This window comes from Mesorhizobium sp. WSM4817 (assembly GCF_055811135.1).
Genome location: NZ_JBVVQQ010000005.1, coordinates 25,841 through 50,025, shown reverse-complemented (window position 1 = coordinate 50,025; position 24,185 = coordinate 25,841). Strand labels below are relative to the sequence as shown.

The 24,185-nt window shown below is 62.8% G+C and carries 23 protein-coding genes; all 23 read left to right on the top strand.

What is annotated here, in order from left to right; translation table 11 throughout:
• Positions 1–312: 312 nt before the first annotated feature.
• The 23 genes from AC0L2K_RS08985 (at position 313) to AC0L2K_RS08875 (ending at position 23,754) form a co-directional block, all read left to right on the top strand.
• Positions 313–678, top strand: coding sequence for an NADH-quinone oxidoreductase subunit A (locus tag AC0L2K_RS08985; protein WP_128166995.1), 366 nt, complete (start codon positions 313–315; stop codon positions 676–678).
• Positions 669–1,250 (top strand): NuoB/complex I 20 kDa subunit family protein, encoded by a 582-nt coding sequence (locus AC0L2K_RS08980; protein WP_027156092.1) that lies wholly within the window; start codon positions 669–671, stop codon positions 1,248–1,250. The genes AC0L2K_RS08985 and AC0L2K_RS08980 overlap by 10 nt, the downstream gene beginning before the upstream one ends.
• An 8-nt stretch (positions 1,251–1,258) precedes the next feature.
• Positions 1,259–1,858 (top strand): NADH-quinone oxidoreductase subunit C, encoded by a 600-nt coding sequence (locus AC0L2K_RS08975; protein WP_287174710.1) that lies wholly within the window; start codon positions 1,259–1,261, stop codon positions 1,856–1,858.
• Between the two features lie 9 nt (positions 1,859–1,867).
• Complete coding sequence (locus AC0L2K_RS08970) at positions 1,868–3,058, top strand: NADH-quinone oxidoreductase subunit D (protein ID WP_128166991.1); 1,191 nt, start codon at positions 1,868–1,870, stop codon at positions 3,056–3,058.
• On the top strand, positions 3,059–4,390 hold the full coding sequence (locus AC0L2K_RS08965; protein WP_023798855.1) for an NADH-quinone oxidoreductase subunit E: 1,332 nt from the start codon (positions 3,059–3,061) through the stop codon (positions 4,388–4,390).
• A 10-nt stretch (positions 4,391–4,400) separates the two neighbouring features.
• Positions 4,401–5,705: an NADH-quinone oxidoreductase subunit NuoF gene (gene nuoF / locus AC0L2K_RS08960; RefSeq protein WP_023798856.1), complete on the top strand. Its 1,305-nt coding sequence runs from the start codon at positions 4,401–4,403 to the stop codon at positions 5,703–5,705.
• Between the two features lie 152 nt (positions 5,706–5,857).
• Positions 5,858–6,550, top strand: coding sequence for an NADH-ubiquinone dehydrogenase (locus AC0L2K_RS08955; RefSeq protein WP_473531152.1), 693 nt, complete (start codon positions 5,858–5,860; stop codon positions 6,548–6,550).
• 8 nt (positions 6,551–6,558) lie between these two features.
• A complete protein-coding gene (locus AC0L2K_RS08950; protein WP_473531151.1) occupies positions 6,559–6,870 on the top strand; it encodes a pentapeptide repeat-containing protein in 312 nt (103 codons plus the stop codon).
• On the top strand, positions 6,870–8,951 hold the full coding sequence (nuoG, locus tag AC0L2K_RS08945) for an NADH-quinone oxidoreductase subunit NuoG (protein WP_473531150.1): 2,082 nt from the start codon (positions 6,870–6,872) through the stop codon (positions 8,949–8,951). The genes AC0L2K_RS08950 and nuoG overlap by 1 nt, the downstream gene beginning before the upstream one ends.
• Position 8,952: 1 nt before the next feature.
• The gene (gene nuoH, locus AC0L2K_RS08940) at positions 8,953–9,996 is read left to right on the top strand and encodes an NADH-quinone oxidoreductase subunit NuoH (protein ID WP_023798860.1); all 1,044 of its coding nucleotides are present in this window, start codon (positions 8,953–8,955) and stop codon (positions 9,994–9,996) included.
• Entirely contained in the window at positions 9,996–10,487 is a 492-nt protein-coding gene (nuoI, locus tag AC0L2K_RS08935; RefSeq protein ID WP_023798861.1) for an NADH-quinone oxidoreductase subunit NuoI, read from the top strand. Before nuoH ends, nuoI begins: the two co-directional genes overlap by 1 nt.
• Positions 10,488–10,612: 125 nt before the next feature.
• Positions 10,613–11,233: an NADH-quinone oxidoreductase subunit J gene (locus AC0L2K_RS08930; RefSeq protein WP_091594336.1), complete on the top strand. Its 621-nt coding sequence runs from the start codon at positions 10,613–10,615 to the stop codon at positions 11,231–11,233.
• Position 11,234: 1 nt separating this feature from the next.
• Entirely contained in the window at positions 11,235–11,543 is a 309-nt protein-coding gene (gene nuoK, locus AC0L2K_RS08925; RefSeq protein WP_023798863.1) for an NADH-quinone oxidoreductase subunit NuoK, read from the top strand.
• A gap of 11 nt (positions 11,544–11,554) precedes the next feature.
• Positions 11,555–13,528, top strand: a complete 1,974-nt coding sequence (gene nuoL, locus AC0L2K_RS08920; RefSeq protein ID WP_023798864.1) for an NADH-quinone oxidoreductase subunit L — start codon at positions 11,555–11,557, stop codon at positions 13,526–13,528.
• Complete coding sequence (locus AC0L2K_RS08915) at positions 13,528–15,033, top strand: NADH-quinone oxidoreductase subunit M (protein WP_023798865.1); 1,506 nt, start codon at positions 13,528–13,530, stop codon at positions 15,031–15,033. Before nuoL ends, AC0L2K_RS08915 begins: the two co-directional genes overlap by 1 nt.
• Positions 15,034–15,052: 19 nt before the next feature.
• Positions 15,053–16,489 carry an NADH-quinone oxidoreductase subunit NuoN gene (nuoN, locus tag AC0L2K_RS08910; protein ID WP_023798866.1) on the top strand — a complete coding sequence of 479 codons (1,437 nt, stop codon included), beginning with the start codon at positions 15,053–15,055 and terminating at the stop codon, positions 16,487–16,489.
• 4 nt (positions 16,490–16,493) lie between these two features.
• The gene (locus AC0L2K_RS08905; protein ID WP_128173882.1) at positions 16,494–17,315 is read left to right on the top strand and encodes a biotin--[acetyl-CoA-carboxylase] ligase; all 822 of its coding nucleotides are present in this window, start codon (positions 16,494–16,496) and stop codon (positions 17,313–17,315) included.
• A gap of 117 nt (positions 17,316–17,432) precedes the next feature.
• A complete protein-coding gene (locus AC0L2K_RS08900; RefSeq protein WP_473531149.1) occupies positions 17,433–19,103 on the top strand; it encodes a ribonuclease J in 1,671 nt (556 codons plus the stop codon).
• A gap of 97 nt (positions 19,104–19,200) precedes the next feature.
• On the top strand, positions 19,201–19,605 hold the full coding sequence (gene mce / locus AC0L2K_RS08895; RefSeq protein ID WP_023798869.1) for a methylmalonyl-CoA epimerase: 405 nt from the start codon (positions 19,201–19,203) through the stop codon (positions 19,603–19,605).
• Positions 19,602–19,886 carry a DUF1467 family protein gene (locus AC0L2K_RS08890; protein WP_023798870.1) on the top strand — a complete coding sequence of 95 codons (285 nt, stop codon included), beginning with the start codon at positions 19,602–19,604 and terminating at the stop codon, positions 19,884–19,886. Before mce ends, AC0L2K_RS08890 begins: the two co-directional genes overlap by 4 nt.
• 576 nt (positions 19,887–20,462) lie before the next feature.
• Positions 20,463–21,791 (top strand): proline--tRNA ligase, encoded by a 1,329-nt coding sequence (gene proS, locus AC0L2K_RS08885; protein WP_128173880.1) that lies wholly within the window; start codon positions 20,463–20,465, stop codon positions 21,789–21,791.
• On the top strand, positions 21,788–23,074 hold the full coding sequence (locus AC0L2K_RS08880) for a lipoprotein-releasing ABC transporter permease subunit (RefSeq protein WP_023798872.1): 1,287 nt from the start codon (positions 21,788–21,790) through the stop codon (positions 23,072–23,074). The genes proS and AC0L2K_RS08880 overlap by 4 nt, the downstream gene beginning before the upstream one ends.
• Positions 23,074–23,754 carry an ABC transporter ATP-binding protein gene (locus AC0L2K_RS08875; protein WP_036269595.1) on the top strand — a complete coding sequence of 227 codons (681 nt, stop codon included), beginning with the start codon at positions 23,074–23,076 and terminating at the stop codon, positions 23,752–23,754. Before AC0L2K_RS08880 ends, AC0L2K_RS08875 begins: the two co-directional genes overlap by 1 nt.
• Positions 23,755–24,185 lie beyond the last annotated feature (431 nt).

The window sequence follows — 24,185 nt, the reverse complement described above, 5'->3', positions numbered from 1 at the left end:
GACCAAAGGTGGGAGCGATGATTCCGCGCCATGCTAGCAGGGTTTTGGCGGCATCCATGTCAGGAGAGAAAAGTGGAGTAAACAGTGAAGGAAACTCAAACAGGAGCGGATCGGACCAGTTTTTCCGGATATGCCGTCGAGCACCGCGTTTTGAACAAGGTTTGACTTGCTTCACCGAAAGCCCTGCGCTAACCCTCGCCGCGTTGCAGCATAGAGCCCCCTAAAACGGTTCAGTGGTTAAACTGTCACGCTTCCGCAAGTGGGTCCGGTGCTGTAATCAGAGTGGATTGGCCGCCAACGGAAAGCTGCAGCATGAACGCATTGTTGAGTTCGTACCTGCCCATCGTCCTGTTCATCGGCGTGGCGCTGGTCGTCGGCCTGGCGCTGCTTGCAGCACCCTTCCTGGTGGCCTACCGCAATCCCGATCCGGAAAAGCTTTCCGCCTATGAATGCGGCTTCAACTCGTTTGACGATGCCCGCATGAAGTTCGACATCCGCTTCTACCTGGTGTCGATCCTGTTCATCATCTTCGATCTGGAAGTGGCCTTCCTGTTTCCGTGGGCAGTGTCTTTCGGCCAGATCGGCATGCTCGGCTTCTGGTCGATGATGGTGTTTCTGGCGGTGCTGACCATCGGCTTTGCCTATGAATGGAAGAAAGGAGCGCTGGAATGGGATTGAGCGACAATTCCGGCACGCTCGTCGCGCCGAAGCCAAAAGGCATTCTCGACCCCAGCACCGGAAAGCCGGTGGGGGCGAATGATCCCTTCTTCCTCGAGATCAACAACGAGCTTGCCGACAAGGGCTTTCTCGTCACCTCGACCGAGGCGCTGATCACCTGGGCGCGCAGCGGCTCGCTGATGTTCATGACTTTCGGTCTTGCCTGCTGCGCGGTCGAGATGATCCATACCTCGATGCCGCGCTATGACTCGGAGAGGTTCGGCGTTGCGCCGCGCGCTTCGCCGCGCCAGTCCGATATCATGATCGTCGCCGGCACGCTGACCAACAAGATGGCGCCGGCGCTGCGCAAGGTCTACGACCAGATGCCGGAGCCGCGCTACGTCATCTCGATGGGCTCCTGCGCCAATGGCGGCGGCTACTACCACTATTCCTATTCGGTGGTGCGCGGCTGCGATCGCGTCGTGCCGGTCGACATCTATGTGCCCGGCTGTCCGCCGAGCGCGGAAGCGCTGCTCTACGGCATCCTTCTGTTGCAAAAGAAGATCCGCCGCACCGGCACGATCGAGCGGTGAGCGGGATGATGAGCCTGAATGAACTCTCGACCTATCTCGGCGAGAAGCTGAGCGGCCGGATCGGCGATGCGGTGCTTGCCTATGGCGAACTCACCATCTCGGTCGAGCCGCAGGATCTGATCGAGGTTGTGAGCTTCCTGCGCGACGATCCAAAATGCCAGTTCATCTCGATCATCGACGTCTGCGGCGCCGATTATCCATCGCGGGCCAAGCGCTTCGATGTCGTCTATCACCTGCTGTCGCCGAAGCAGAATATTCGCATCCGCATCAAGGTCCAGGCCGACGAGGAGACGGTGGTGCCGTCGATCACCGGTGTGTTTCCGGGCGCTGACTGGTTCGAGCGCGAAACCTACGATCTCTATGGCGTGCTGTTCTCGGGCCATCCCGATCTCAGGCGAATCCTGACCGATTACGGCTTCGAAGGCCATCCGCTGCGCAAGGATTTCCCGCTGACCGGTTTCGTCGAGGTGCGCTACGACGACGAGGCCAAGCGGGTCATCTACGAGCCGGTGGAATTGAAACAGGAATTCCGCAATTTCGATTTTCTCAGCCCTTGGGAGGGGACGGATTACGTCCTTCCAGGCGACGAAAAAGCCAAGACGAATTGAGACGCCAGAATGGCTGAAACCTCCGTCCGCAATTTTAACATCAACTTTGGACCTCAACACCCTGCAGCGCATGGTGTTTTGAGGCTGGTTCTTGAGTTGGACGGCGAAGTCGTCGATCGCGTCGATCCGCATATCGGGCTGTTGCATCGCGGCACCGAGAAGCTGATCGAAGCCAAGACCTATTTGCAGGCCGTGCCCTATCTCGACCGGCTCGACTATTGCGCGCCGATGAACCAGGAGCATGCCTTTGCGCTGGCCGCCGAGCGGTTGCTCGGCATCGAGGTGCCGAAGCGCGGCCAGCTGATCCGCGTGCTCTATTGCGAGATCGGCCGCATCATGTCGCACATCCTCAATGTGACGACACAGGCAATGGATGTCGGCGCGCTGACGCCGCCGCTATGGGGTTTTGTCGAGCGCGAAAAGCTGATGGTGTTTTATGAGCGGGCCAGCGGCTCGCGCATGCATGCCGCCTATTTCCGGCCCGGCGGCGTCCACCAGGACCTGCCGCAGCAGCTGGTCGAGGATATCGGCACGTGGATCGACCCGTTCCTGAAATCGCTCGACGACCTCGACGCGTTGCTCACCGGCAACCGCATCTTCAAGCAGCGCAATGTCGACATCGGCACCGTCTCGCTGGCCGACGCCTGGGCCTGGGGCTTTTCCGGCGTCATGGTGCGCGGCTCCGGTGTCGCTTGGGATCTGCGCAAGTCGCAGCCTTACGAATGCTATGCCGAGATGGATTTCGACATTCCGATCGGCAAGAACGGCGACTGCTACGACCGTTATCTCGTGCGCATGGAAGAGATGCGCCAGTCGGCGAAAATCATGCGCCAGTGCGTCGACCTGCTGCTCGGCAAGGAGGGCACGGGACCGGTGTCGAACCTCGACGGCAAGGTGGTGCCGCCGAAGCGCGCGGCGATGAAGCGCTCGATGGAAGCGCTGATCCATCACTTCAAGCTCTACACCGAGGGCTATCGCGTGCCGGCCGGCGAGGTCTATGCGGCGGTGGAAGCGCCGAAAGGCGAGTTTGGCGTCTACCTGGTCTCGGACGGCACCAACAAGCCCTATCGCTGCAAGCTGCGCGCGCCCGGCTTCGCGCATCTGCAAGCCATGGACTTTTTGTGCCGCGGCCACATGCTGGCCGACGTCACCGCCGTTCTCGGCTCCCTCGACATCGTGTTTGGTGAGGTCGATCGATAAATGTCAGTCCGCCGTCTCGCAGAAGCCAGCCTCCAGCCAGCCTCCTTCGCCTTCAACCGGGCGAATGCGGCGGCGGCGAAGCAATGGATCAACAAATATCCGAAGGGCCGCGAGCAGTCGGCGATCATCCCGTTGCTGATGCTTGCGCAGGAGCAGGAAGGCTGGGTGACCAAGGCTGCGATCGAGACGATCTCCGACATGCTCGGCATGCCCTACATCAGAGGGCTCGAAGTCGCGACCTTCTACACGCAGTACCAGCTCAATCCGGTCGGCACCCGCGCGCATATCCAGGTCTGTGGCACCACGCCCTGCATGCTGCGCGGCTCGGAAGCGCTGATGGACGTGTGCCGTTCGAAAATCCATCACGACCAGTTCCACACCAACGACAAGGGCACGCTGTCGTGGGAAGAGGTCGAATGCCTTGGCGCCTGCGTCAACGCGCCGATGGTGATGATTTTCAAGGACACTTTCGAGGATCTGACGCCGGAGCGGCTTGCCGAGATCATCGACCTCTATGATGCCGGCAAGGGCGCCTCGGTGAAGCCGGGGCCGCAGAACGGCCGCATCACCTCCGAGCCGATCACCGGCCTGACGACGCTGAAGAGCGAAAAGGCAATCCTGAAGACCACCCGCGACAGGGAAGCCAAGGCGGCTGCCAAGGCCGCCAGGGCGGCTGCACCAGCGGCAATTGTCGCGACGCCAGCGGCTCCGGCCGTACAGGCACCGGCGGCCCCCGTTGCGCCGTCGAAAGCCAGCAAGCCGAAGACCGATGCGCCCGAAACCAGCCCGGCGCTGGAGACGCCTTCCCCGGCAAAGGTCGCACCAGAGACGGAAAAGGCGGCGAGCGTCAGAGCACCGCGGCATTCGGCGGCCAATGCCAACAAGGCCGCGCCGCAAGTCGAAAAAGTTTTGAAACAGCGCAGCGGTCCCAAGACCAAGGCTGAGCCGACGGCTGCTTTCAAGGCGCCGGAGTTGAAGGAAGCGCCGATCGGCGCTGCCGGCAAAAAACCCGTCAAGACGACCAGTGCCAAGACGGGCAATCCTTCGCTCGAGGACAAGAACCGTCCGGCCGGCATCGCCAGGCCGGCACTGGTCGACGATCTCAAGCTGATCTCGGGCGTCGGCCCGAACATCGAAGGCACCCTGCATTCACTTGGTATCTTCACCTATGTGCAAGTCGCGTCATGGACCAAGGCCGAGCGCGCGTGGGTCGACGGCTATCTCAGCCTGCGGGGCCGCATCGAGCGCGATGACTGGGTCAAGCAGGCCAAGGCGCTGGCCAAGGGCGGGGTCGCCGAATATATCCGCGTCTTCGGCAAGAAACCGGTCTGAGGGACGAACAATGCTTCAGGACAGAGACCGCATCTTCAACAACATCTACGGCCGCTTCGACAAGTCGCTGGCCGGTGCGATGGCGCGCGGCGCCTGGGACAACACGCCCGGCATCATCGCCAAGGGGCGCGACTGGATCGTCAACGAGATGAAGGCGTCAGGCCTGCGCGGCCGCGGCGGCGCCGGCTTCCCGACCGGGCTGAAATGGTCGTTCATGCCCAAGCAGAGCGACGGCCGGCCGAGCTATCTCGTCGTCAACGCCGATGAATCCGAGCCCGGCACCTGCAAGGACCGCGACATTTTGCGCCATGACCCGCACACGCTGGTCGAAGGCTGCCTGATCGCCGGCTTCGCCATGGGCGCGATCGCCGCCTACATCTATGTGCGCGGCGAGTTCGTCCGCGAGCGCGAGGCGCTGCAGCGCGCTATCGACGAGGCCTATGCGGCCAGGCTGATCGGCAAGAACAATACCTCCGGATACGATTTCGACATCTACATGCATCATGGCGCCGGCGCCTATATCTGCGGCGAGGAAACGGCGCTGCTCGAAAGCCTCGAAGGCAAGAAGGGCCAGCCGCGGCTGAAGCCGCCGTTTCCGGCCAATGTCGGCCTCTATGGCTGCCCGACGACGGTCAACAATGTCGAGTCGATCGCGGTGGCGCCGACCATTTTGCGCCGCGGCGCGGCGTGGTTCTCGTCGTTCGGCCGGCCCAACAACGTCGGCACCAAGCTGTTCTGCGTTTCGGGCCACGTCAATACGCCGTGCACCGTCGAAGAGGCGATGTCGATCCCGTTCCGCGAGCTGATCGAGACGCATTGCGGCGGCATTCGCGGCGGCTGGGACAATCTGCTGGCGGTCATTCCGGGCGGCGCTTCGGTGCCGCTGGTGCCGGCGGAGCAGATCATCGATGCACCGATGGATTTCGATGCGTTGCGCGACCTGAAATCGGGTCTCGGCACGGCGGCTGTCATCGTCATGGACAAATCGACAGATATCGTGAAGGCGATCGCCCGGCTTTCCTACTTCTACAAGCACGAGAGCTGCGGCCAGTGCACACCGTGCCGCGAAGGCACCGGCTGGATGTGGCGGGTGATGGAGCGGCTGGTGCGCGGCGAGGCGCAGAAGCGCGAGATCGACATGCTGCTCGACGTGACCAAACAGGTCGAAGGCCACACGATCTGCGCGCTGGGCGATGCGGCGGCGTGGCCGATCCAGGGCCTGATGCGGCATTTCCGCGGCGAGGTGGAGCGGCGTATCGACGAGTTTTCGCGCAATGCGCACCGGGCAGAGCCGGTGATGGTGGCGGCGGAATAGACGAGAGTTGAAAGACGGGCGAATGCCCGATTTGAGATACGGGCAAGAGCCCGATCTGAAATACGGGCGAATGCCCGATCTGAAATACGGGCAAGTGCCCGATTTGAGGAAACAGGCCGGGGCATACGGAAGAAACGACCAGGAGACTACCTATGTCGCTGAATTCGAGACCCGAACATTTGATGCCAGATTTGGACCCGGTCGAGAAGATGAACCAGGACCTGACCAGGATGATGCCGAAGGAGATGGCCAGCGCCGTCAATCTCCTGGCGCACCCTGTCGCGGGTGCGGCAGCGATGTCGGCGCTCTGCATCGGGCTTGCCAATCATGCCTTTGGGTTGTGGATGGGCGTGCTCTCGGGAGCCGCCGAGGCCTCGCAGCGGCTCTTCCAGCCGATCGTCGACGATTTCGATGCCAGGGTAGAACGCTTTTCGCAGACAGGGACAAGCTCCTCGACCAAGGCGCGCGCGGCGACGAAAACCTTGATCGCCGAGGCGCAGTCCTTCGCCAGGAACGTGAATGACATAGCCGCGAACAGCATGGATGATGCACGCAGCGTGGTGGATGCGGCTGCCGCACCGGCCGGGTTGATGCCGGAGGATTTCAAGCAGCCCAAGGCAATGGATCGTCCGGAAAACCCGGCAGACCTCAAGGCAATATCGGGCATCGGGCCGAAGCTGGAACAGGTGCTGAACGGCTTGGGCATCTGGACCTACGGCCAGATCGCGACATGGACGCCGGAAGAGATCGCCTGGGTCGACGATTATCTGTCGTTCAAGGGCCGCATCGGTCGCGACAACTGGCTTGGCCAGGCGGCGGCGCTGGCCGCCAAGGCCGAGAGGTAGACGACGCGATGGAGGTCCACGACAGGCGCGATGTTCTCGACGTGCGCAACGCCATCGTCAGCAATTCCAGTTTCGATGACGTCAACATGTCGAACACCGGGTTTCACGACGTCAACCTGTCGGCGGCCAGGATCCACCGCACCAACCTGAGCAACACCAAGGTGGAAGACGCCAATCTTTCGAACGCGTATTTCACCAACGTGAACATGAGCAACGTGAAGATAGAAAACGCGCAGGTTGCGGGCATGATGATCAACAGCATCAGCCTTGAAGACCTGTTCCAGGCATATGAGACGGCGAAGACCGCCGGGGGCAATTGATGGCAAAGCTCAAGGTCGACGGGAAAGAGATTACTGTACCCGACCACTACACGCTGCTGCAGGCAGCCGAGGACGCCGGCGCCGAAGTGCCGCGCTTCTGCTTCCATGAGCGGCTGTCGATCGCCGGCAATTGCCGCATGTGCCTGATCGAGGTGAAGGGCGGGCCGCCCAAGCCGCAGGCGTCCTGCGCCATGGGCGTGCGCGATCTGCGTCCGGGACCAAATGGCGAAACGCCGGAAATTTTCACCAACACGCCGATGGTCAAGAAGGCCCGGGAAGGCGTGATGGAATTCCTGCTGATCAACCATCCGCTCGATTGCCCGATCTGCGACCAGGGCGGCGAGTGCGACCTGCAGGACCAGGCGATGGCGTTCGGCGTCGATTCCTCGCGCTATCACGAGAACAAGCGGGCGGTCGAAGACAAATATATCGGGCCGCTGGTCAAGACGATCATGAACCGCTGCATCCATTGCACGCGCTGCGTCCGCTTCACCACCGAAATTGCCGGCATTTCCGAACTCGGCCTGATCGGCCGCGGTGAGGACGCCGAAATTACCACCTATCTCGAAAGCGCGATGACATCGGAACTGCAGGGCAACGTCATCGATCTTTGCCCGGTCGGCGCGCTAACCTCCAAGCCCTACGCCTTCCAGGCGCGGCCGTGGGAACTGACCAAGACCGAATCCATCGATGTGATGGACGCCGTCGGCTCGGCGATCCGCGTCGATTCCAGAGGCCGCGAGGTGATGCGCATCCTGCCGCGCACCAACGAGGCGGTGAACGAGGAGTGGATTTCCGACAAGACCCGCTTCATCTGGGACGGTCTGCGCACCCAGCGCCTCGACCGGCCATATGTCCGCAAGAACGGCAAGCTGGCTCCGGCAAGCTGGGCCGAGGCTTTTTCCGCGATCAAGGAAGCGGTGTCGCGAACCGCGCCCGACAAGATCGGCGCCATATCAGGCGATCTCGCCGCCGTCGAGGAGATCTATGCGCTGAAGCTGCTGATGGCCTCGCTCGGCTCGAAGAACACCGACTGCCGCCAGGATGGCGCCGCGCTCGATCCGTCGCTCGGCCGGGCAAGCTATCTCTTCAACCCGACCATCGAGGGCATCGAGCAGGCCGACGCGGTGCTGATCATCGGCGCCAATCCGCGCTTCGAGGCGTCCTTGCTCAACGCCCGCATCCGCAAGCGCTGGCGGGTCGGCAACCTGCCGGTCGCCGTCATCGGCGATGTCGGCGATACGCGCTACGACTATGAGCAGCTCGGCGCCGGACCGGAATCGCTGAAGGATCTGGCCGACGGCAACGACAAATTCTTCCAGGTGCTGAAGCAGGCGACGCATCCGCTTGTTATCGTCGGTCAGGGCGCACTGTCGCGCTCGGACGGCGCGGCCGTGCTCGGCCAGGCGGCGAAGCTCAGCCTGGCCGTCAATGCCGCGAGAGCCGACTGGAACGGCTTTGCCGTGCTGCACACTGCGGCGGCGCGTGTCGGCGGTCTCGATGTCGGCTTCGTGCCGGGCGAGGGCGGCAAGAACGTCGCCGGTATGCTGGGCGAGATGGACGTTTTGTTCCTGCTCGGCGCCGACGAGATCGACATGGCCAGCACCGGCGGCGCCTTCGTCGTCTATATCGGCACGCATGGCGACCACGGCGCGCACCGCGCCGACGTCATCCTGCCGGGCGCCGCCTATACCGAAAAATCGGGCACCTACGTCAACACCGAGGGCCGGGTGCAACAGACCAACCGCGCCGGCTTCGCGCCGGGCGATGCGCGCGAGGACTGGGCGATCCTGCGGGCGCTGTCGGATGTGCTGGGCAAGAGATTGTCGTTCGATTCGCTGCCGCAGCTGCGCGCAAAACTCTATGGCGAATACCCGAATCTTGCCCGCATCGACCAGGTCGCGGCCGGCAATGCTGACGATATCGCCAAGGTGGCGAAGCTTGGCGGGCGGCTTGGCAAGGGCGCCTTCACCTCGCCGGTCAAGGATTTCTACCTGACCAACCCGATCGCGCGGGCTTCCGCAGTGATGGCGGAGTGCTCGGCGCTGGCGAAAAACGGTTTTAGGCAGGCGGCGGAATAGCATGGACACCTTCTTCTCCTTCTACGTGCTGCCGGCGCTTCTCATCCTGCTGAAGTCGGTCGTGCTGATCGTCGTGCTGTTGATCTTCGTCGCCTACATCCTGTACGCGGACCGCAAGATCTGGGCGGCGGTGCAGCTGCGCCGCGGCCCGAACGTCGTCGGCCCATGGGGCACGCTGCAGGCTTTCGCCGACCTTCTGAAGTTCGTGTTCAAGGAGCCGGTGATTCCGTCCGGCGCCAACAAGGGCGTTTTTCTGCTGGCGCCCTTGGTTTCGGCGGTGCTGGCGATCTCGGCCTGGGCGGTGATCCCGGTCAATGAGGGCTGGGCGATCGCCAACGTCAATGTCGGCATCCTCTATGTCTTCGCCATCTCCTCGCTCGAGGTCTATGGCGTGATCATGGGCGGCTGGGCGTCCAACTCGAAATATCCGTTCCTCGGCGCGCTGCGCTCGGCCGCGCAGATGGTGTCCTACGAGGTCTCGATCGGTTTCGTCATAGTCACGGTGCTGCTTTGCGTCGGCTCGCTCAACCTGTCCGACATCGTGCTGTCGCAGCAGGACGGCCTTGGCACAAGGGTTGGCCTGCCCAACACCTTCCTCGACTGGCATTGGCTGTCGCTGTTCCCGATGTTCGTCATCTTCTTCATCTCTGCGCTGGCCGAGACCAACCGCCCGCCCTTCGACCTGGTGGAAGCCGAATCGGAACTCGTCGCCGGCCATATGGTCGAATATTCGTCGACGCCGTTCCTGCTGTTCTTCCTCGGCGAGTATGTCGCCATCGTCTTGATGTGCGCGCTGGCCACCATCCTGTTCCTCGGCGGCTGGCTGCCGCCCTTCGATTTCGCTCCCTTCACCTGGGTGCCGGGGCTGATCTGGTTCGTGCTCAAGGTCTGCCTGGTGTTCTTCATGATCTCGATGGTGAAGGCCTTCGTGCCGCGCTACCGCTACGACCAGCTGATGCGGCTCGGCTGGAAGGTCTTCCTGCCGATCTCGCTGGCGATGGTGGTGATTGTCGCCGCGTTCCTCAAGATCACGGGGTTTGCGTGATGTCTGCTCTAGCCCAAGCCGCAAAATCCCTGCTGCTGCAGGATTTCGTCAGCGCTTTCTTCCTGTCGATGCGCCAGTTCTTCGCGCCGAAGGAGACGATCAACTATCCGCACGAGAAGGGGCCGACCAGCCCGCGCTTCCGCGGCGAGCATGCGCTGCGCCGCTATCCGAACGGCGAGGAACGCTGCATCGCCTGCAAATTGTGCGAGGCGATCTGTCCGGCGCAAGCGATCACCATCGAGGCCGGCCCGCGCCGCAACGACGGCACCCGCCGCACCGTGCGCTACGACATCGATATGGTGAAGTGCATCTATTGCGGCTTCTGCCAGGAGGCCTGCCCGGTCGACGCCATCGTCGAAGGGCCGAATTTCGAATTCGCGACCGAGACGCGCGAGGAACTTTATTACGACAAGGACAAGCTCCTGGCCAATGGCGACCGCTGGGAGCGCGAACTGGCGCGCAACATCTCGCTGGACGCGCCGTACCGCTGACATTTGACGCATGGACGGGGCGAGAGGCCTCGTCTAAGGAACACGCGGCTTCGGCACCGGAGGCGGAACGAAGCACACATCGAACAGGACGAACGTCCTGTTCGGACAGGAACCCGGGGGAACCCATGCTGAATGGACTAGAGGCGGCCTTTTTCTACCTCTTCGCCTTTGTCGCGGTGGCATCGGCGTTCATGGTCATTTCGGCGCGCAATCCCGTGCATTCGGTGCTGTTCCTGATCCTGACCTTCTTCAATGCCGCGGGCCTCTTCATGCTGACCGGCGCCGAGTTCCTGGCGATGATCCTGCTCGTCGTCTATGTCGGCGCGGTCATGGTGCTGTTCCTGTTCGTCGTCATGATGCTCGACGTCGATTTCGCCGAGATGAAAGAAGGCGCCCTGCAATACGCGCCGATCGGCGCGCTGGTCGGGCTGATCCTGGCGGCTGAGCTGATCGTCGTGCTCGGCGGCTATACATTCGCGCCGCAACTGGCGGCGACGGTTGCAAAACCCATTCCGGACCTTGCCGCGCGCTCGAACACGGCAGCGCTCGGCGACATCCTCTACACCGACTACCTCTACTACTTCCAGATTGCCGGCCTTGTGCTGCTGGTCGCCATGATCGGCGCCATCGTGCTGACGCTGCGCCACAAGCCGGGCATCAAGCGGCAGTCGATCGCCGCCCAGGTCGGCCGCACGCCGGCAACGGGAATGGAAATCCGCAAGGTCAAGACGGGCGAAGGAATCTGAGATGGTCGTCGGCATCGCACATTATCTGACCGTATCGGCGATCCTGTTCACGCTCGGCGTGTTCGGCATTTTTCTCAACCGCAGGAACATCATCGTCATCCTGATGTCGATCGAGCTGATCCTGCTTGCGGTCAACATCAATTTCGTCGCCTTCTCGGCAGCGCTAGGCGATCTCGTCGGACAGGTGTTCGCGCTGTTCGTGCTGACGGTCGCAGCGGCTGAAGCGGCGATCGGCCTCGCCATTCTCGTCGTCTTCTTCCGCAACCGCGGCTCGATCGCGGTCGAAGACGTGAACATGATGAAGGGTTGACGGAAACCACCATGTATCAGGCCATCGTCTTCCTTCCTCTGCTCGGCTTCCTGATCGTCGGCCTGTTCGGCACGTCGCTCGGCGCCAAGGCGTCCGAATACATCACCTCCGGCTTCCTGGTGATATCAGCCGTGCTGTCGTGGGTCGCCTTCTTCGCCGTCGGCTTCGGCGAGGGCGAGGTGTTCACCGTGCCGGTGCTGCGCTGGATCCAGTCGGGCGGGTTGGAAGCCGCATGGGCACTGCGCATCGACACGCTGACGGTGGTGATGCTGGTCGTCGTCAACACGGTGTCGGCGCTGGTCCACATCTACTCCATCGGCTACATGCATCACGACCCGAACCGGCCGCGCTTCTTCGCCTATCTGTCGCTGTTCACCTTCGCCATGCTGATGCTGGTGACGGCCGACAACCTCGTGCAGATGTTCTTCGGCTGGGAAGGCGTCGGCCTCGCCTCCTATCTGCTGATCGGCTTCTGGTACAAGAAGCCGTCGGCCAATGCCGCCGCGATCAAGGCCTTCGTCGTCAACCGCGTCGGCGATTTCGGTTTCGCGCTCGGCATCTTCGGCGTGTTCGTGCTGTTCGGCTCGGTCAATCTCGGCACCATCTTCGCCAATGCGGCGACGTTCATTCCGGCCGAAGGCGCGCCGGAGGGCGCTGCCGTGCTGACCTTCCTCGGCTATGCCCTCGACAAGCAGGCTGCGATGACCGTCGTCTGCCTCTTGCTGTTCATGGGCGCCATGGGCAAGTCGGCGCAGGTGCCGCTGCACACCTGGCTGCCGGACGCCATGGAAGGCCCGACGCCGGTCTCGGCGCTCATCCATGCCGCCACGATGGTGACGGCCGGCGTGTTCATGCTGGCGCGGCTGTCGCCGCTGTTCGAACTGTCGCATTCGGCGCTGATCGTGGTCACCTTCATCGGCGCCTTCACCGCCTTCTTCGCGGCGACCGTCGGCCTCGTCCAGAACGACATCAAGCGCGTCATCGCCTATTCGACCTGCTCGCAGCTCGGCTACATGTTCGTGGCGCTCGGCGTCGGCGCCTATGGCGCGGCGATCTTCCATCTGTTCACGCATGCCTTCTTCAAGGCGCTGCTGTTCCTCGGCTCGGGCTCGGTGATCCACGCCGTCTCTGATGAGCAGGACATGCGCAGGATGGGCGGCCTCAGAACGCTCATTCCGAAGACCTACTGGATGATGGTGATCGGCACGCTGGCGCTGACCGGCGTCGGCATTCCGGTGACGGTCATCGGCACCGCCGGCTTCTTCTCCAAGGACGCGATCATCGAAAGCGCCTTTGCCGCGCACAATCCGGTCGCCGGCCTTGCCTTCGTGCTGCTGGTCGTCGCCGCCTGCTTCACCAGCTTCTATTCCTGGCGGCTGATCTTCATGACCTTCCACGGCCAGCCGCGGGCGAGCCACGAGGTCATGCACCACGTCCATGAATCGCCGCCGGTCATGCTGGTGCCGCTGTACATCCTGGCGGCCGGCGCGCTGTTGGCCGGCGTGATCTTCCATGGCGCCTTCATCGGCGAGGGCTATGCCGAGTTCTGGAAGGCGTCTCTGTTCACGCTGCCGGACAACCACATCCTGCACGATATCCACGAAGTGCCGTTTTGGGTGAAGCTGGCGCCGTTCGTCGCCATGCTGATCGGCTTTGCGATTGCCTGGCAATTCTACATCCGCGCGCCGGAGATGCCGAAGAACCTCGCGGCGCAGCATCGCGGGCTCTACGCCTTCCTGCTCAACAAGTGGTATTTCGACGAGCTTTTCGACTTCCTGTTCGTGCGGCCGGCAAAACGCCTCGGCCATTTTCTGTGGAAGACCGGCGACGGCACCGTGATCGACGGACTTGGTCCTGACGGGGTTTCGGCGCGCGTCGTCGACGTCACCAACCGGGTCGTCAAGCTGCAGACCGGCTACCTTTATCACTATGCCTTCGCCATGCTGATCGGCGTTGCCGCATTCGTCACCTGGATGATGCTCTGATGACCGCCTGGCCGATCCTCTCGCTGGTCACCTTCCTGCCGCTGGTTGGTGTGCTGTTCATTCTGCTGATCAATGACGACAGCGAGAATGCCCGCCGCAACATCCGCGCCATTGCCTTGTGGACGACTGGTATCACCTTCATCATCTCGCTGTTCATCTGGACCGGCTTCGACAATGCGGAGCCCGGCTTCCAGTTCGTCGAGAAGTTTGCCTGGCTGGATTCCGGCATCTCCTACCATATGGGCGTCGACGGCATCTCCATGCTGTTCGTCATCCTGACCACCTTCCTGATGCCGCTCTGCATCCTGGCTTCGTGGGAATCGATCGAGAAGCGCGTCAAGGCCTACATGATCGCTTTCCTGCTGCTGGAGACGCTGATGATCGGCGTGTTCTGCGCGCTCGACATCGTCTTGTTCTATGTTTTCTTCGAGGCCGGCCTGATCCCGATGTTCATCATCATCGGCGTGTGGGGCGGCAAGCGGCGCGTCTACGCCTCGTTCAAGTTCTTCCTCTACACGCTGGCCGGCTCGGTGCTGATGCTGCTTGCCATCATGGCGATGTTCTTCCAGTCCGGCACCACCGACATCCCGACGCTCCTGACGCACAACTTCCCGGCCTCCATGCAGACCTGGCTATGGCTCGCCTTCTTCGCGTCTTTCGCCGTGAAGATGCCGATGTGGCCGGTGCACACCTGGCTGCCGGACGCGCATGTCGAGGCGCCGACGGCCGGTTCGGTGATCCTGGCCGCCATCCTGCTTAAGATGGGCGGATATGGCTTCCTGCGCTTCTCCCTGCCGATGTTTCCGATCGCCTCGGAGATGTTTGCGCCGCTGGTCTTCGCGCTGTCCGTCGTCGCCATCATCTACACCTCGCTGGTGGCGCTGATGCAGGAGGACATGAAGAAGCTGATCGCCTATTCGTCGGTCGCCCATATGGGCTTCGTCACCATGGGCATCTTCGCGATGAACCAGGAAGGCGTCCAGGGGGCGATCTTCCAGATGCTGTCGCACGGCCTGGTCTCCGGCGCGCTGTTCCTGTGCGTCGGCGTCATCTACGACCGCATGCACACGCGCGACATCGACGCCTATGGCGGGCTGGTCAACAACATGCCGAAATACGCCACCGTGTTCATGATCTTCACCATGGCCAATGTCGGCCTGCCCGGCACCAGCGGCTTCGTCGGCGAGTTCCTGACCATGCTCGGCGTGTTCCGGGTCAACACCTGGGTGGCGTTCTTCGCCGCCACCGGCGTCATCCTGTCGGCGGCCTATGCGCTGTGGCTGTATCGCCGGGTGATCTTCGGCGCGCTGACCAAGGACAGCCTGAAAGGCCTGCTCGACCTGTCGACGCGCGAGAAGGTGATCATCTACCCGCTGGCCGTGCTGGTCATCTTCTTCGGCGTCTACCCGGCGCCGGTCTTCGACGCGACCGCCGCATCGGTCAAGGCGCTCGTCACCAATGTCACCGCATCCATCGACACCGCGCAGACCGCGGCGGCGAACTGACCCGAGAGGTTTGCGAACCATGACGCCGGACCTTCTCTCCAGCCTGTCGCTGTCGACGCCAGAGCTGATCCTCGCCGTCGGCGCCCTGGCGCTGCTGATGCTCGGCGCCTATTCGCGCGCCAACACCACCACCACGGTCAGCGGCCTTGCCGTCGCCGTCCTGGTGGTTGCCGGCCTCTGGACGATCCTTTCCACCGGGCAGGGCAACGCTTACGGCGAAGCCTTCGTCCAGGATCCCTTCGCCCGCTTCATGAAGGTGCTGGCGCTGATCGGGTCGGCGGTGACGCTGGTCATGTCGATGCGCTTCGCCAAGGCGGAGCATTTCGACAAGTTCGAGTATCCGGTGCTGATCCTGCTGTGCACGCTCGGCATGATGCTGATGATCTCGGCCAACGGCATGATCGGGCTTTATCTCGGCCTCGAACTGCAGTCGCTGGCGATCTACGTGCTGGCGGCGATCAACCGGGACAATCTGCGCTCGACCGAGGCGGGGTTGAAATATTTCGTTCTCGGCGCGCTGTCGTCGGGCATGCTGCTCTACGGCATCAGCCTCGTCTACGGCTACACCGGCAACACCGGCTTCCAGGAGATCGCCGCAGCACTTGGCGGCGGCGAGCGGCAGCTTGGCCTGGTCTTCGGCCTGGTCTTCGTGCTGGCCGGCCTTGCCTTCAAGATATCGGCGGTGCCGTTCCACATGTGGACGCCCGACGTCTATGAAGGCGCGCCGACGCCGGTGACGGCCTTCCTCGCTGCGGCGCCGAAGATGGCGGCGATGGCGCTGATCGTGCGCGTCACCATGGACGCCTTCCAGCCGATCGCCGCCGACTGGCAGCAGATCATCGTCTTCATCTCGATCGCCTCGATGCTGCTCGGCGCCTTTGCGGCTATCGGCCAGACCAACATCAAGCGGCTGATGGCCTATTCCTCGATCGGCCATATGGGCTACGCCCTGGTCGGCCTCGCCGCCAACAGCCAGGCCGGCGTGCGCGGCGTCGCCATCTACATGCTGATCTATCTGGTGATGACGCTCGGCACCTTCGCCTTCATCCTCGCCATGCGGCGCAAGGAAGGCAATGTCGAACAGATCGGCGATCTCGCCGGGCTGTCATCGACCAATCCGATCATGGCGACGATCCTGACCATCCTGATGTTCTCGCTGGCCGGCATTCCGCCGCTCGCCGGCTTCTGGGGGAAATGGTACGTGTTCCTTGCCGCCATCAACGCCAACCTCTACGCGCTGGCGATCATCGGCGTGCTGGCCTCGGTGGTGGGCGCTTATTATTATCTGCGGATCATCAAGATCATGTGGTTCGACGAACCGGTCGGCGGCTTCGTGCCGATGGCGACCGAGCTTCGCATCGTGCTTGGCGTCTGCGGCGCCTTCGTGCTGTTCTATGTGCTGATCGGCGGGCCGATCGGCACCTATGCCGAAGCCGCCGCCAAGACATTCTTCTGACGGGATGGCGTTTCGGCTGGCTCCAACAGCGGCCTCGGAAGGGTTCCGGCTCGAGGCACATGACACGGTCGGTTCGACCAATGCGCTGGCGCTCGACCGTGCGCGGGCGGGAGATCCGGGCAAGCTCTGGGTCGTTTCGAAAAAACAGGAAAGCGGGCGTGGCCGGCGCGGCCGGGTCTGGGCGACGCCCGAGGGCAATCTGGCGGCGACCCTGCTGGTGGTCACCAATGCCGAGCTTCGCTTGGCCGCGACGCTCGGCTTCGTCGCCGGGCTGGCGCTGGCCGATGCGCTCGACGCCGTCGTGCCGAAGGGCAGGATCGCAATCGGCCTCGACGGCGGCAGCGATGGAAAAAACCGTTTCGAGCTGAAATGGCCGAACGATGTGCTTGCCTCCGGCGCCAAGCTTGCCGGCATCCTGCTGGAATCGGCGATACTCGAAGGCGATCGCTTTGCGGTGGCGGTCGGCATCGGTGTCAATGTGGTGGCATACCCCAAGGATTTGCCTTATCCCGCGACATCGCTTGGCGCGCTGGGCGCTGCTTGCGATGCCGAGACATTGTTTCTGGCGCTGTCGGATGCCTGGAGCGAGAATGCGCGGCTGTGGAACGATGGGCGCGGGCTGGCCGCCGTCAGGCGGCGCTGGCTGGCGCGTGCGGCAGGGCTTGGCGGGCAGGTTGCTGTCAGAATTGACGGTAATGTGGTGCGCGGCACGTTCGAGACCATTGACGAGGACTGCCGTTTCGTGATCCGCGACGATGAGGGTTCGGTTCTGACGATCGCCGCCGGCGACGTGCATTTCGGTGCGGTCGCGTCGGCCCAGGTTTGACAGGCCCCCCAGGTTTGGCAGGCCAAGGTTTTGACAGGCCAAGTTTTTTACGGGCTCAGGTTTGACTGGCCCCAGAGTTTGACGGGCTTGGGTTGACCGGCCAGGAAAGGAATGATCATGGCGACAGCGGAAAACGCCGAACTCGTCTTCGTGCCGCTTGGCGGCGTCGGCGAGATCGGCATGAACTTCGCCCTCTATGGCTACGGGCCGGCCAATGCGCGCGACTGGATCGTCGTCGATGTCGGCGTGACCTTTCCCGATGCCAGCCTGCCTGGCGTCGACCTGGTGCTGCCTGACACGCGCTTCATCGAGGAGAACATCGCCAATCTGCGTGGCATCGTCATCACGCACGCGCATGAGGACCACTACGGCGCGCTGCTCGACACATGGCCGAAGCTCAAGGCGCCGGTCTGGATGACGCCGTTCGGCGCTGGATTGCTGGAAGCCAAGCGGCAGGGCGAGCAGGGCGCACCAAAGATCCCGGTGACGATCTACCGCGCCGGTGAAAAGTTCAGCGTCGGCCCGTTCGAGATCGAGGCCATCCCGGTCGCGCATTCGATCCCCGAGCCGATGTCGCTGGCGATCACCTCGCCGGCCGGCACCGTCATCCACACCGGTGATTGGAAGATCGATCCGGCGCCGACGATCGGTCCGCTGACCGACGAGGCGCGCTTTCGCGCCTATGGCGACAAGGGCGTGCTGGCGTTGATCTGCGATTCCACCAATGCGCTGCGGGAAGGGGTGTCGCCGTCGGAAGTCGCGGTTGGCGAGGGCCTCAAGGGCGTCATCCTGAGCGCCAAGGGCCGCGTTGCGGTCACCACCTTTTCCTCCAATGTCGGACGCATCGTCTCCATTGCCAAGGCGGCACGCGATGCCGGCCGGCAGTGCCTGGTGCTCGGCCGCTCGCTGAAGCGGGTCATCGATGTTGCCGGCGAACTCGGCTACATGGATGGGCTGCCCGAATTCATCGCCGAGGAGGACTTTGGCTTCATCCCGCGCGAAAACCTCGTCATCATCTGCACCGGCAGCCAGGGCGAGCCGCTTGCGGCGCTGGCGAAACTGTCGCGCGAGGAGATGAAATCGGTGTCGCTGACGGCAGGCGATACGGTGGTGTTTTCCTCGCGTACCATTCCCGGCAACGAGAAGGGTATCCTTGAGATCAAGAACCGCCTGATCGATCTCGGTATCAAGATCATCGAGGACGGTGATGCGCTGGTGCATGTCTCGGGCCATCCGCGCCGCAGCGAGCTGCGCAAGATGTATGAATGGGTGCGGCCGCAGATCGGCGTTCCCGTGCATGGCGAGGCGGCGCATCTGGTGGCGCAGGGATCGCTGATGTCGGTGTCCGGCATCGGCCAGGTGGCGCAGGTGCGCAACGGCGACATGCTGCGGCTCTATCCCGGTGCGGCGGCGATCATCGACCAGGTGCCGTTCGGCCGCATCTACAAGGACGGCAGGCTGATCGGCACCGACCAGGCGATGGGCATTCGCGACCGGCGCAAGCTGTCTTTCGCCGGCCATGTCGCGGTCAATGTCGTGCTCGACGACAAATATGAGCTCGCCGGCGATCCCGATCTGGTCGCCATCGGCGTCGCCGAGGCCGATGGCCGCGGCGAGAGCCTGGAGGACCTGATGATCGATGCGGCAGTCGGCGCCGTGGACTCCATCCCCCGTCAGCGCCGAAGAGATCTCGACCTCGTGCAGGAGGCAGTGCGCCGCGCCGTCCGTGGCGCCGCCAATGAAGCCTGGGGCAAGAAGCCGCTGGTGACGGTGTTCGTCACAAGGTAAGGGAAGAGGGGAGTAGGGCAGTACGGCAGTAGGGGGAGAAAGTCGTTTTTCCCTACTCCCATACTGCCCTGTTGCCTTACTGCCCTGAGGAAAACCAATGCTTGGACGCCTGAACCATGTCGCGCTTGCCGTGCCGGATCTGGCTGCGGCGACAGCGGCCTATCGCGACACGCTCGGCGCTCGGGTGACGGCGCCGCAGGCGTTGCCGGAGCATGGCGTGACGGTGGTGTTCGTCGATGTCGGCAATACCAAGATCGAATTGCTGGAGCCGCTTGGTGAGGGTTCGCCGATCGCGGCATTCCTCGAGAAGAACCCCTCGGGCGGCATGCATCATCTGTGCTATGAGGTCGACGACATTCTTGCCGCGCGAGATCACCTCAAGGCCAGCGGCGCCCGCGTCCTTGGCGACGGCAACCCGAAGACCGGCGCGCACGGCAAGCCGGTGCTTTTCCTGCATCCCAAGGATTTCTTCGGCACGCTGGTCGAACTGGAGCAAGCATGAGCTGGGTTTCATTTCTCGCCCTGTTCTTCATCACATGGTGGGTGGTGCTGTTCGCCATCCTGCCGTTCAGCCTGAGGACGCAGGACGAGGATGAGGACGTGACGCTGGGCACGGTATCCAGCGCGCCGCGCGGACCGCATATGCTGCGCGCGGTGCTGCGGACGACGATCGTCACGCTGGTTCTACTTGGCATCTTTTATGGCATGACGCGGGGGCTCGGCCTCGGCATCGACGACATCCCGCACATCGTGCCGGATTTCAGCCGGAGTCCCGAAAACTAGACCGCCGGGTACGGCTGGCCACATCTTGCATGCGAGCACCAATCCGGGCTGGAAGCCGATGCAGGTTCCGAACCGGCTGTGCTGGCGCCAGGTAAAGCGGTTTAGCAATTTGTCGTGCTAACCAAATGATTGCACAAAAAAAATGCAAGGCACGAGGCCTTGCAATTAAACGCGTCCGATCTGTTTCCGGTATCCGGCGGCAGCGAGTAACCGCGCCTAGATCGCATCCTCCCAAGACTTTGACCGCGTAGGAGAGCAGATTTCTTTCCGCCCTCTCGTTTATCGGCGCACATTAGCCCAAGCCGGGTGAAAATGTCACGCAGAATTTTGCCCGGAAATAAGCAATCTCGTGCTGCACTGCACAATAGTATGGCAGGCGTTGCTTGCGAAACGACCAGCAAGGCGAACGCGGCACTGCGGCGCCTTTGCGACGCCCCATCGGGCGCCCAGTTGGCTGCCAGTTGGCTTGGGGGAGGCGGGTTTCCATTCCGTCATGAAATGGCTATGAAGCCGGGGCAAGCAAGCCTGCGCTGCGCCGATTCCGGTGCGGCAATCCTCTCTCTCACGGACCGGTCCATGCGTTTGTCGCGCTATTTCCTGCCTATCCTTAAAGAAAATCCGCGCGAGGCCGAAATCGTCTCGCACCGGCTGATGCTGCGCGCCGGCATGATCCGCCAGCAGGGGCAAGGCAGTTTTTCCTGGCTGCCGCTCGGCAAGAGGGTGCTGGACAAGGTCTGCCGGATCGTTCGCGAGGAGCAGGACCGGGCCGGCGCGCTTGAGATCCTGATGCCGACCATCCAGTCGGCCGAGCTGTGGCGCGAAAGCGGCCGCTATGACGACTATGGCAAGGAGATGCTGCGCATCAAGGACCGGCAGGATCGGGACATGCTCTATGGGCCGACCAACGAGGAGGTGGTCACCGAGATTTTCCGCGCCTATGTTAAGTCCTACAAGGATCTGCCGCTCAATCTCTATCACATCCAGTGGAAATTCCGCGACGAGGTGCGGCCGCGCTTCGGCGTCATGCGCAGCAGAGAGTTCCTGATGAAGGACGCCTATTCCTTCGATCTCGACTTCGAAAGCGCCAGGGCGGCCTATAACAGGATGTTCGTGTCCTATCTCAGGACGTTCACGCGCATGGGGCTGCAGGCAATCCCGATGCGTGCCGACACCGGGCCGATCGGCGGCGACCTCAGCCACGAATTCATCATCCTGGCCGACACCGGCGAGAGCCAGGTCTATTGCCATCGCGACTATCTCGCACTTGATGTGCCGGGGGCGGACACGGACTTCTCCAACGATGCCGAGATCGGCGACATCGTCAAGAAATGGACGACGCCCTATGCGGCGACCGACGAGATGCACGACGAGGCGGCGTGGGAGAAGGTCGCGACAAGCGACCGGGTCTCGGCGCGCGGCATCGAGGTCGGCCACATCTTCCATTTCGGCGACAAATATTCGAAGCCGATGGGCGCCAAGGTGACCGGGCCCGACGGCAAGGATCATTTTGCTTCCGGAGGTTCCTACGGCATCGGCCCGACGCGGCTGGTGGCGGCGATCATCGAGGCCAGCCACGACGACAACGGCATCATCTGGCCGGAGGCGGTGGCGCCTTTCGACATCGGCCTGATCAATATGAAAGCCGGCGACGCCGACTGCGACCGCATCTGCGATGAACTCTATGCAGCGTTTGTCGCCGTCGGCAAGGACGTGCTCTACGACGACACCGATCAGCGGCCGGGCGGCAAGTTCGCCACAGCCGACCTGATCGGGCTGCCGTGGCAGGTGATCGTCGGGCCGCGCGGCGTGGCGGCCGGCGAGGTCGAGATCAAGAACCGCAGGAACGGCGAGCGTGAGACGCTGCCGATCGAAGACGTGAAGAAACGCTTCGGTTTTGCCGGATGAGTGGAGCGGCAGCAGCTAAACCCATGGCCGCCGGAGCTTTTTCCGTGTTTGAACGCATGGTCGCGTGGCGCTATCTGCGCTCGCGCCGCAAGGAGACGGTGATCTCCGTCATTGCCTCGATCTCGTTCCTCGGCATCATGCTGGGCGTCGCCACGCTGATCGTCGTGATGGCTGTCATGAACGGCTTTCGCGCCGAGCTTCTGACGCGCATCCTCGGCGTCAACGGCCATCTGATCGTGCAGCCGCTCGACATGCCGCTGGAGGACTATGCGCAGATCGCCGGCCGCATCAACGGCGTGCCCGGCGTCCAATACGCCATTCCGCTGATTGACGGCCAGGTGCTGGCGCAAGGCAATGTCGGCGGCGGGTCGGGGGCGCTGGTGCGCGGCATACGCGGCGAGGACCTGGGCAAGATTTCAATCGTCGCCAACAATATCCAGCAGGGCTCGATCGCCGGCTTCGACACAGGCGAGGGCGTCGCCATCGGCAGCCGCATGGCCGACAATCTTGGTCTTGTGCTCGGCGACACCATCACGCTTATCGCCCCCGACGGCGATGTCACGCCGCTCGGCACGACACCGCGCATGAAGGGTTACCCGATCACGGCGATCTTCGAGGTCGGCATGTCGGAATATGACAGCTCCATCGTCTACATGCCGTTTTCGGAAGCGCAGCTCTATTTCAACATGGATGGCCGGGCCCAGGCGATCGAGATCTATGTCGACAATCCCGACAATGTCGACGCGCTGAAGCCGAAGGTCGAGGAGGCATCGCAGCGGCCGATAACCATGGTCGACTGGCGAGAACGAAACCGGACATTCTTCGATGCGCTGCAAGTGGAGCGCAACGTCATGTTCATGATCCTGACGCTGATCGTGCTGGTTGCCGCGCTCAACATCATTTCGGGGCTGATCATGCTGGTCAAGGACAAGGGCCACGATATCGCCATCCTGCGCACCATGGGCGCCACGCGCGGCGCGATCCTGCGCATCTTCCTGATGACGGGGGCGGCGATCGGCGTGGTGGGCACCCTCGCCGGCGTCCTGCTCGGCGTCGTCATCTGCCTGAACGTCGAGCGCATTCGCCAGTTCTTCTCCTGGCTGGCCGGCGAAAGGCTGTTCAATCCCGAGCTCTATTTCCTGAGCCAGTTGCCTGCCCGCATGGACGCCAGCGAGACGATCTCGGTGGTGCTGATGGCGCTGGTGCTGTCGTTCCTGGCGACGCTGTTTCCGGCATGGCGCGCGGCCAGGCTCGATCCGGTCGAAGCGCTGAGGTACGAATGATGGCCGATGCCATTATCGAGCTGAAGAGCGTCGAGCGGCATTATGTCCAGGGGCCGCGCAAGCTGACCATCCTCAACGGCGCCGATTTTTCGTTGAAGCGCGGGGAGATCGTGGCGCTGGTGGCGCCTTCGGGCACCGGCAAATCGACGCTGTTGCACACCGCCGGACTGCTGGAGCGGCCGGACGCCGGCGATGTCATTCTGGCCGGCCGCGCCTGCGGGCGGCTTTCCGACGACGAGCGAACGGCGATCCGCCGCAACGATGTCGGCTTCGTCTATCAGTTCCATCACCTGCTGCCCGAGTTCACGGCGCTGGAAAACATCATGATGCCGCAACTGATAAAAGGGCTGACGCGCAAGGAGGCTGCCGAGCGGTCGGCGCAACTGCTCGACTACATGCAGATCGGCAAACGCGCGCAGCACCGGCCGTCCGAACTGTCCGGCGGCGAGCAACAGCGCGTCGCCATCGCCCGCGCCGTCGCCAATGCGCCGCTGGTGCTGCTGGCCGACGAGCCGACAGGCAACCTCGACCCGGTCACCGCCTCCTATGTGTTCGAGGCACTGGGGGCGCTGGTCCGGCAGTCGGGCCTGGCGGCGCTGATCGCCACCCACAATCACGAGCTTGCCTCGCGCATGGACCGTCGCGTCACGCTCGCCGACGGCAAGGTTGTTCCGCTTTAGGTGTATCGATATTCAGCCGGCCTGCGAACGGCGGTTTCCTGCGCTTCCCTACAGCGCCGCGCGCCCTCTTGGGCGCGCAAAGGACGCTGTAGAACTTTGATTTCGCGCATGACCGAAATCGATCTTGATTTCGGGGTCATGTGGGCTCACGTACTGAAGTACGCTCCGCTCCGGTTCTCGGAAGCTACCATTGTCGGCGCGGCCTGACCTGAATCCCGACACACCTAACGGGCTGATCACCAGCGACCGTGTTTCCCCGCACGCAGCCAGCGCGGAAACAGAGAAACCCGCTCTCAACCTTTCCTTAACCGTGCCGAACTGATCGCCCGAAATCCGTGCCACGCTCGGATTGCCGCCGTTGACATCCGAACAAATTCAGAACAAAATACGAACATACTGAAAACAGGAGAGCGTTATGACCGGTCTTGTTC

What these genes read in the sequence shown, in the direction of transcription:
- AC0L2K_RS08985 (WP_128166995.1), top strand. Translation starts at nt 313, where the DNA reads ATGAACGCATTGTTGAGTTCGTACCTGCCCATCGTCCTGTTCATCGGC.
- AC0L2K_RS08980 (WP_027156092.1), top strand. Translation starts at nt 669, where the DNA reads ATGGGATTGAGCGACAATTCCGGCACGCTCGTCGCGCCGAAGCCAAAA.
- AC0L2K_RS08975 (WP_287174710.1), top strand. Translation starts at nt 1,259, where the DNA reads ATGAGCCTGAATGAACTCTCGACCTATCTCGGCGAGAAGCTGAGCGGC.
- AC0L2K_RS08970 (WP_128166991.1), top strand. Translation starts at nt 1,868, where the DNA reads ATGGCTGAAACCTCCGTCCGCAATTTTAACATCAACTTTGGACCTCAA.
- AC0L2K_RS08965 (WP_023798855.1), top strand. Translation starts at nt 3,059, where the DNA reads ATGTCAGTCCGCCGTCTCGCAGAAGCCAGCCTCCAGCCAGCCTCCTTC.
- nuoF (WP_023798856.1), top strand. Translation starts at nt 4,401, where the DNA reads ATGCTTCAGGACAGAGACCGCATCTTCAACAACATCTACGGCCGCTTC.
- AC0L2K_RS08955 (WP_473531152.1), top strand. Translation starts at nt 5,858, where the DNA reads ATGTCGCTGAATTCGAGACCCGAACATTTGATGCCAGATTTGGACCCG.
- AC0L2K_RS08950 (WP_473531151.1), top strand. Translation starts at nt 6,559, where the DNA reads ATGGAGGTCCACGACAGGCGCGATGTTCTCGACGTGCGCAACGCCATC.
- nuoG (WP_473531150.1), top strand. Translation starts at nt 6,870, where the DNA reads ATGGCAAAGCTCAAGGTCGACGGGAAAGAGATTACTGTACCCGACCAC.
- nuoH (WP_023798860.1), top strand. Translation starts at nt 8,953, where the DNA reads ATGGACACCTTCTTCTCCTTCTACGTGCTGCCGGCGCTTCTCATCCTG.
- nuoI (WP_023798861.1), top strand. Translation starts at nt 9,996, where the DNA reads ATGTCTGCTCTAGCCCAAGCCGCAAAATCCCTGCTGCTGCAGGATTTC.
- AC0L2K_RS08930 (WP_091594336.1), top strand. Translation starts at nt 10,613, where the DNA reads ATGCTGAATGGACTAGAGGCGGCCTTTTTCTACCTCTTCGCCTTTGTC.
- nuoK (WP_023798863.1), top strand. Translation starts at nt 11,235, where the DNA reads ATGGTCGTCGGCATCGCACATTATCTGACCGTATCGGCGATCCTGTTC.
- nuoL (WP_023798864.1), top strand. Translation starts at nt 11,555, where the DNA reads ATGTATCAGGCCATCGTCTTCCTTCCTCTGCTCGGCTTCCTGATCGTC.
- AC0L2K_RS08915 (WP_023798865.1), top strand. Translation starts at nt 13,528, where the DNA reads ATGACCGCCTGGCCGATCCTCTCGCTGGTCACCTTCCTGCCGCTGGTT.
- nuoN (WP_023798866.1), top strand. Translation starts at nt 15,053, where the DNA reads ATGACGCCGGACCTTCTCTCCAGCCTGTCGCTGTCGACGCCAGAGCTG.
- AC0L2K_RS08905 (WP_128173882.1), top strand. Translation starts at nt 16,494, where the DNA reads ATGGCGTTTCGGCTGGCTCCAACAGCGGCCTCGGAAGGGTTCCGGCTC.
- AC0L2K_RS08900 (WP_473531149.1), top strand. Translation starts at nt 17,433, where the DNA reads ATGGCGACAGCGGAAAACGCCGAACTCGTCTTCGTGCCGCTTGGCGGC.
- mce (WP_023798869.1), top strand. Translation starts at nt 19,201, where the DNA reads ATGCTTGGACGCCTGAACCATGTCGCGCTTGCCGTGCCGGATCTGGCT.
- AC0L2K_RS08890 (WP_023798870.1), top strand. Translation starts at nt 19,602, where the DNA reads ATGAGCTGGGTTTCATTTCTCGCCCTGTTCTTCATCACATGGTGGGTG.
- proS (WP_128173880.1), top strand. Translation starts at nt 20,463, where the DNA reads ATGCGTTTGTCGCGCTATTTCCTGCCTATCCTTAAAGAAAATCCGCGC.
- AC0L2K_RS08880 (WP_023798872.1), top strand. Translation starts at nt 21,788, where the DNA reads ATGAGTGGAGCGGCAGCAGCTAAACCCATGGCCGCCGGAGCTTTTTCC.
- AC0L2K_RS08875 (WP_036269595.1), top strand. Translation starts at nt 23,074, where the DNA reads ATGGCCGATGCCATTATCGAGCTGAAGAGCGTCGAGCGGCATTATGTC.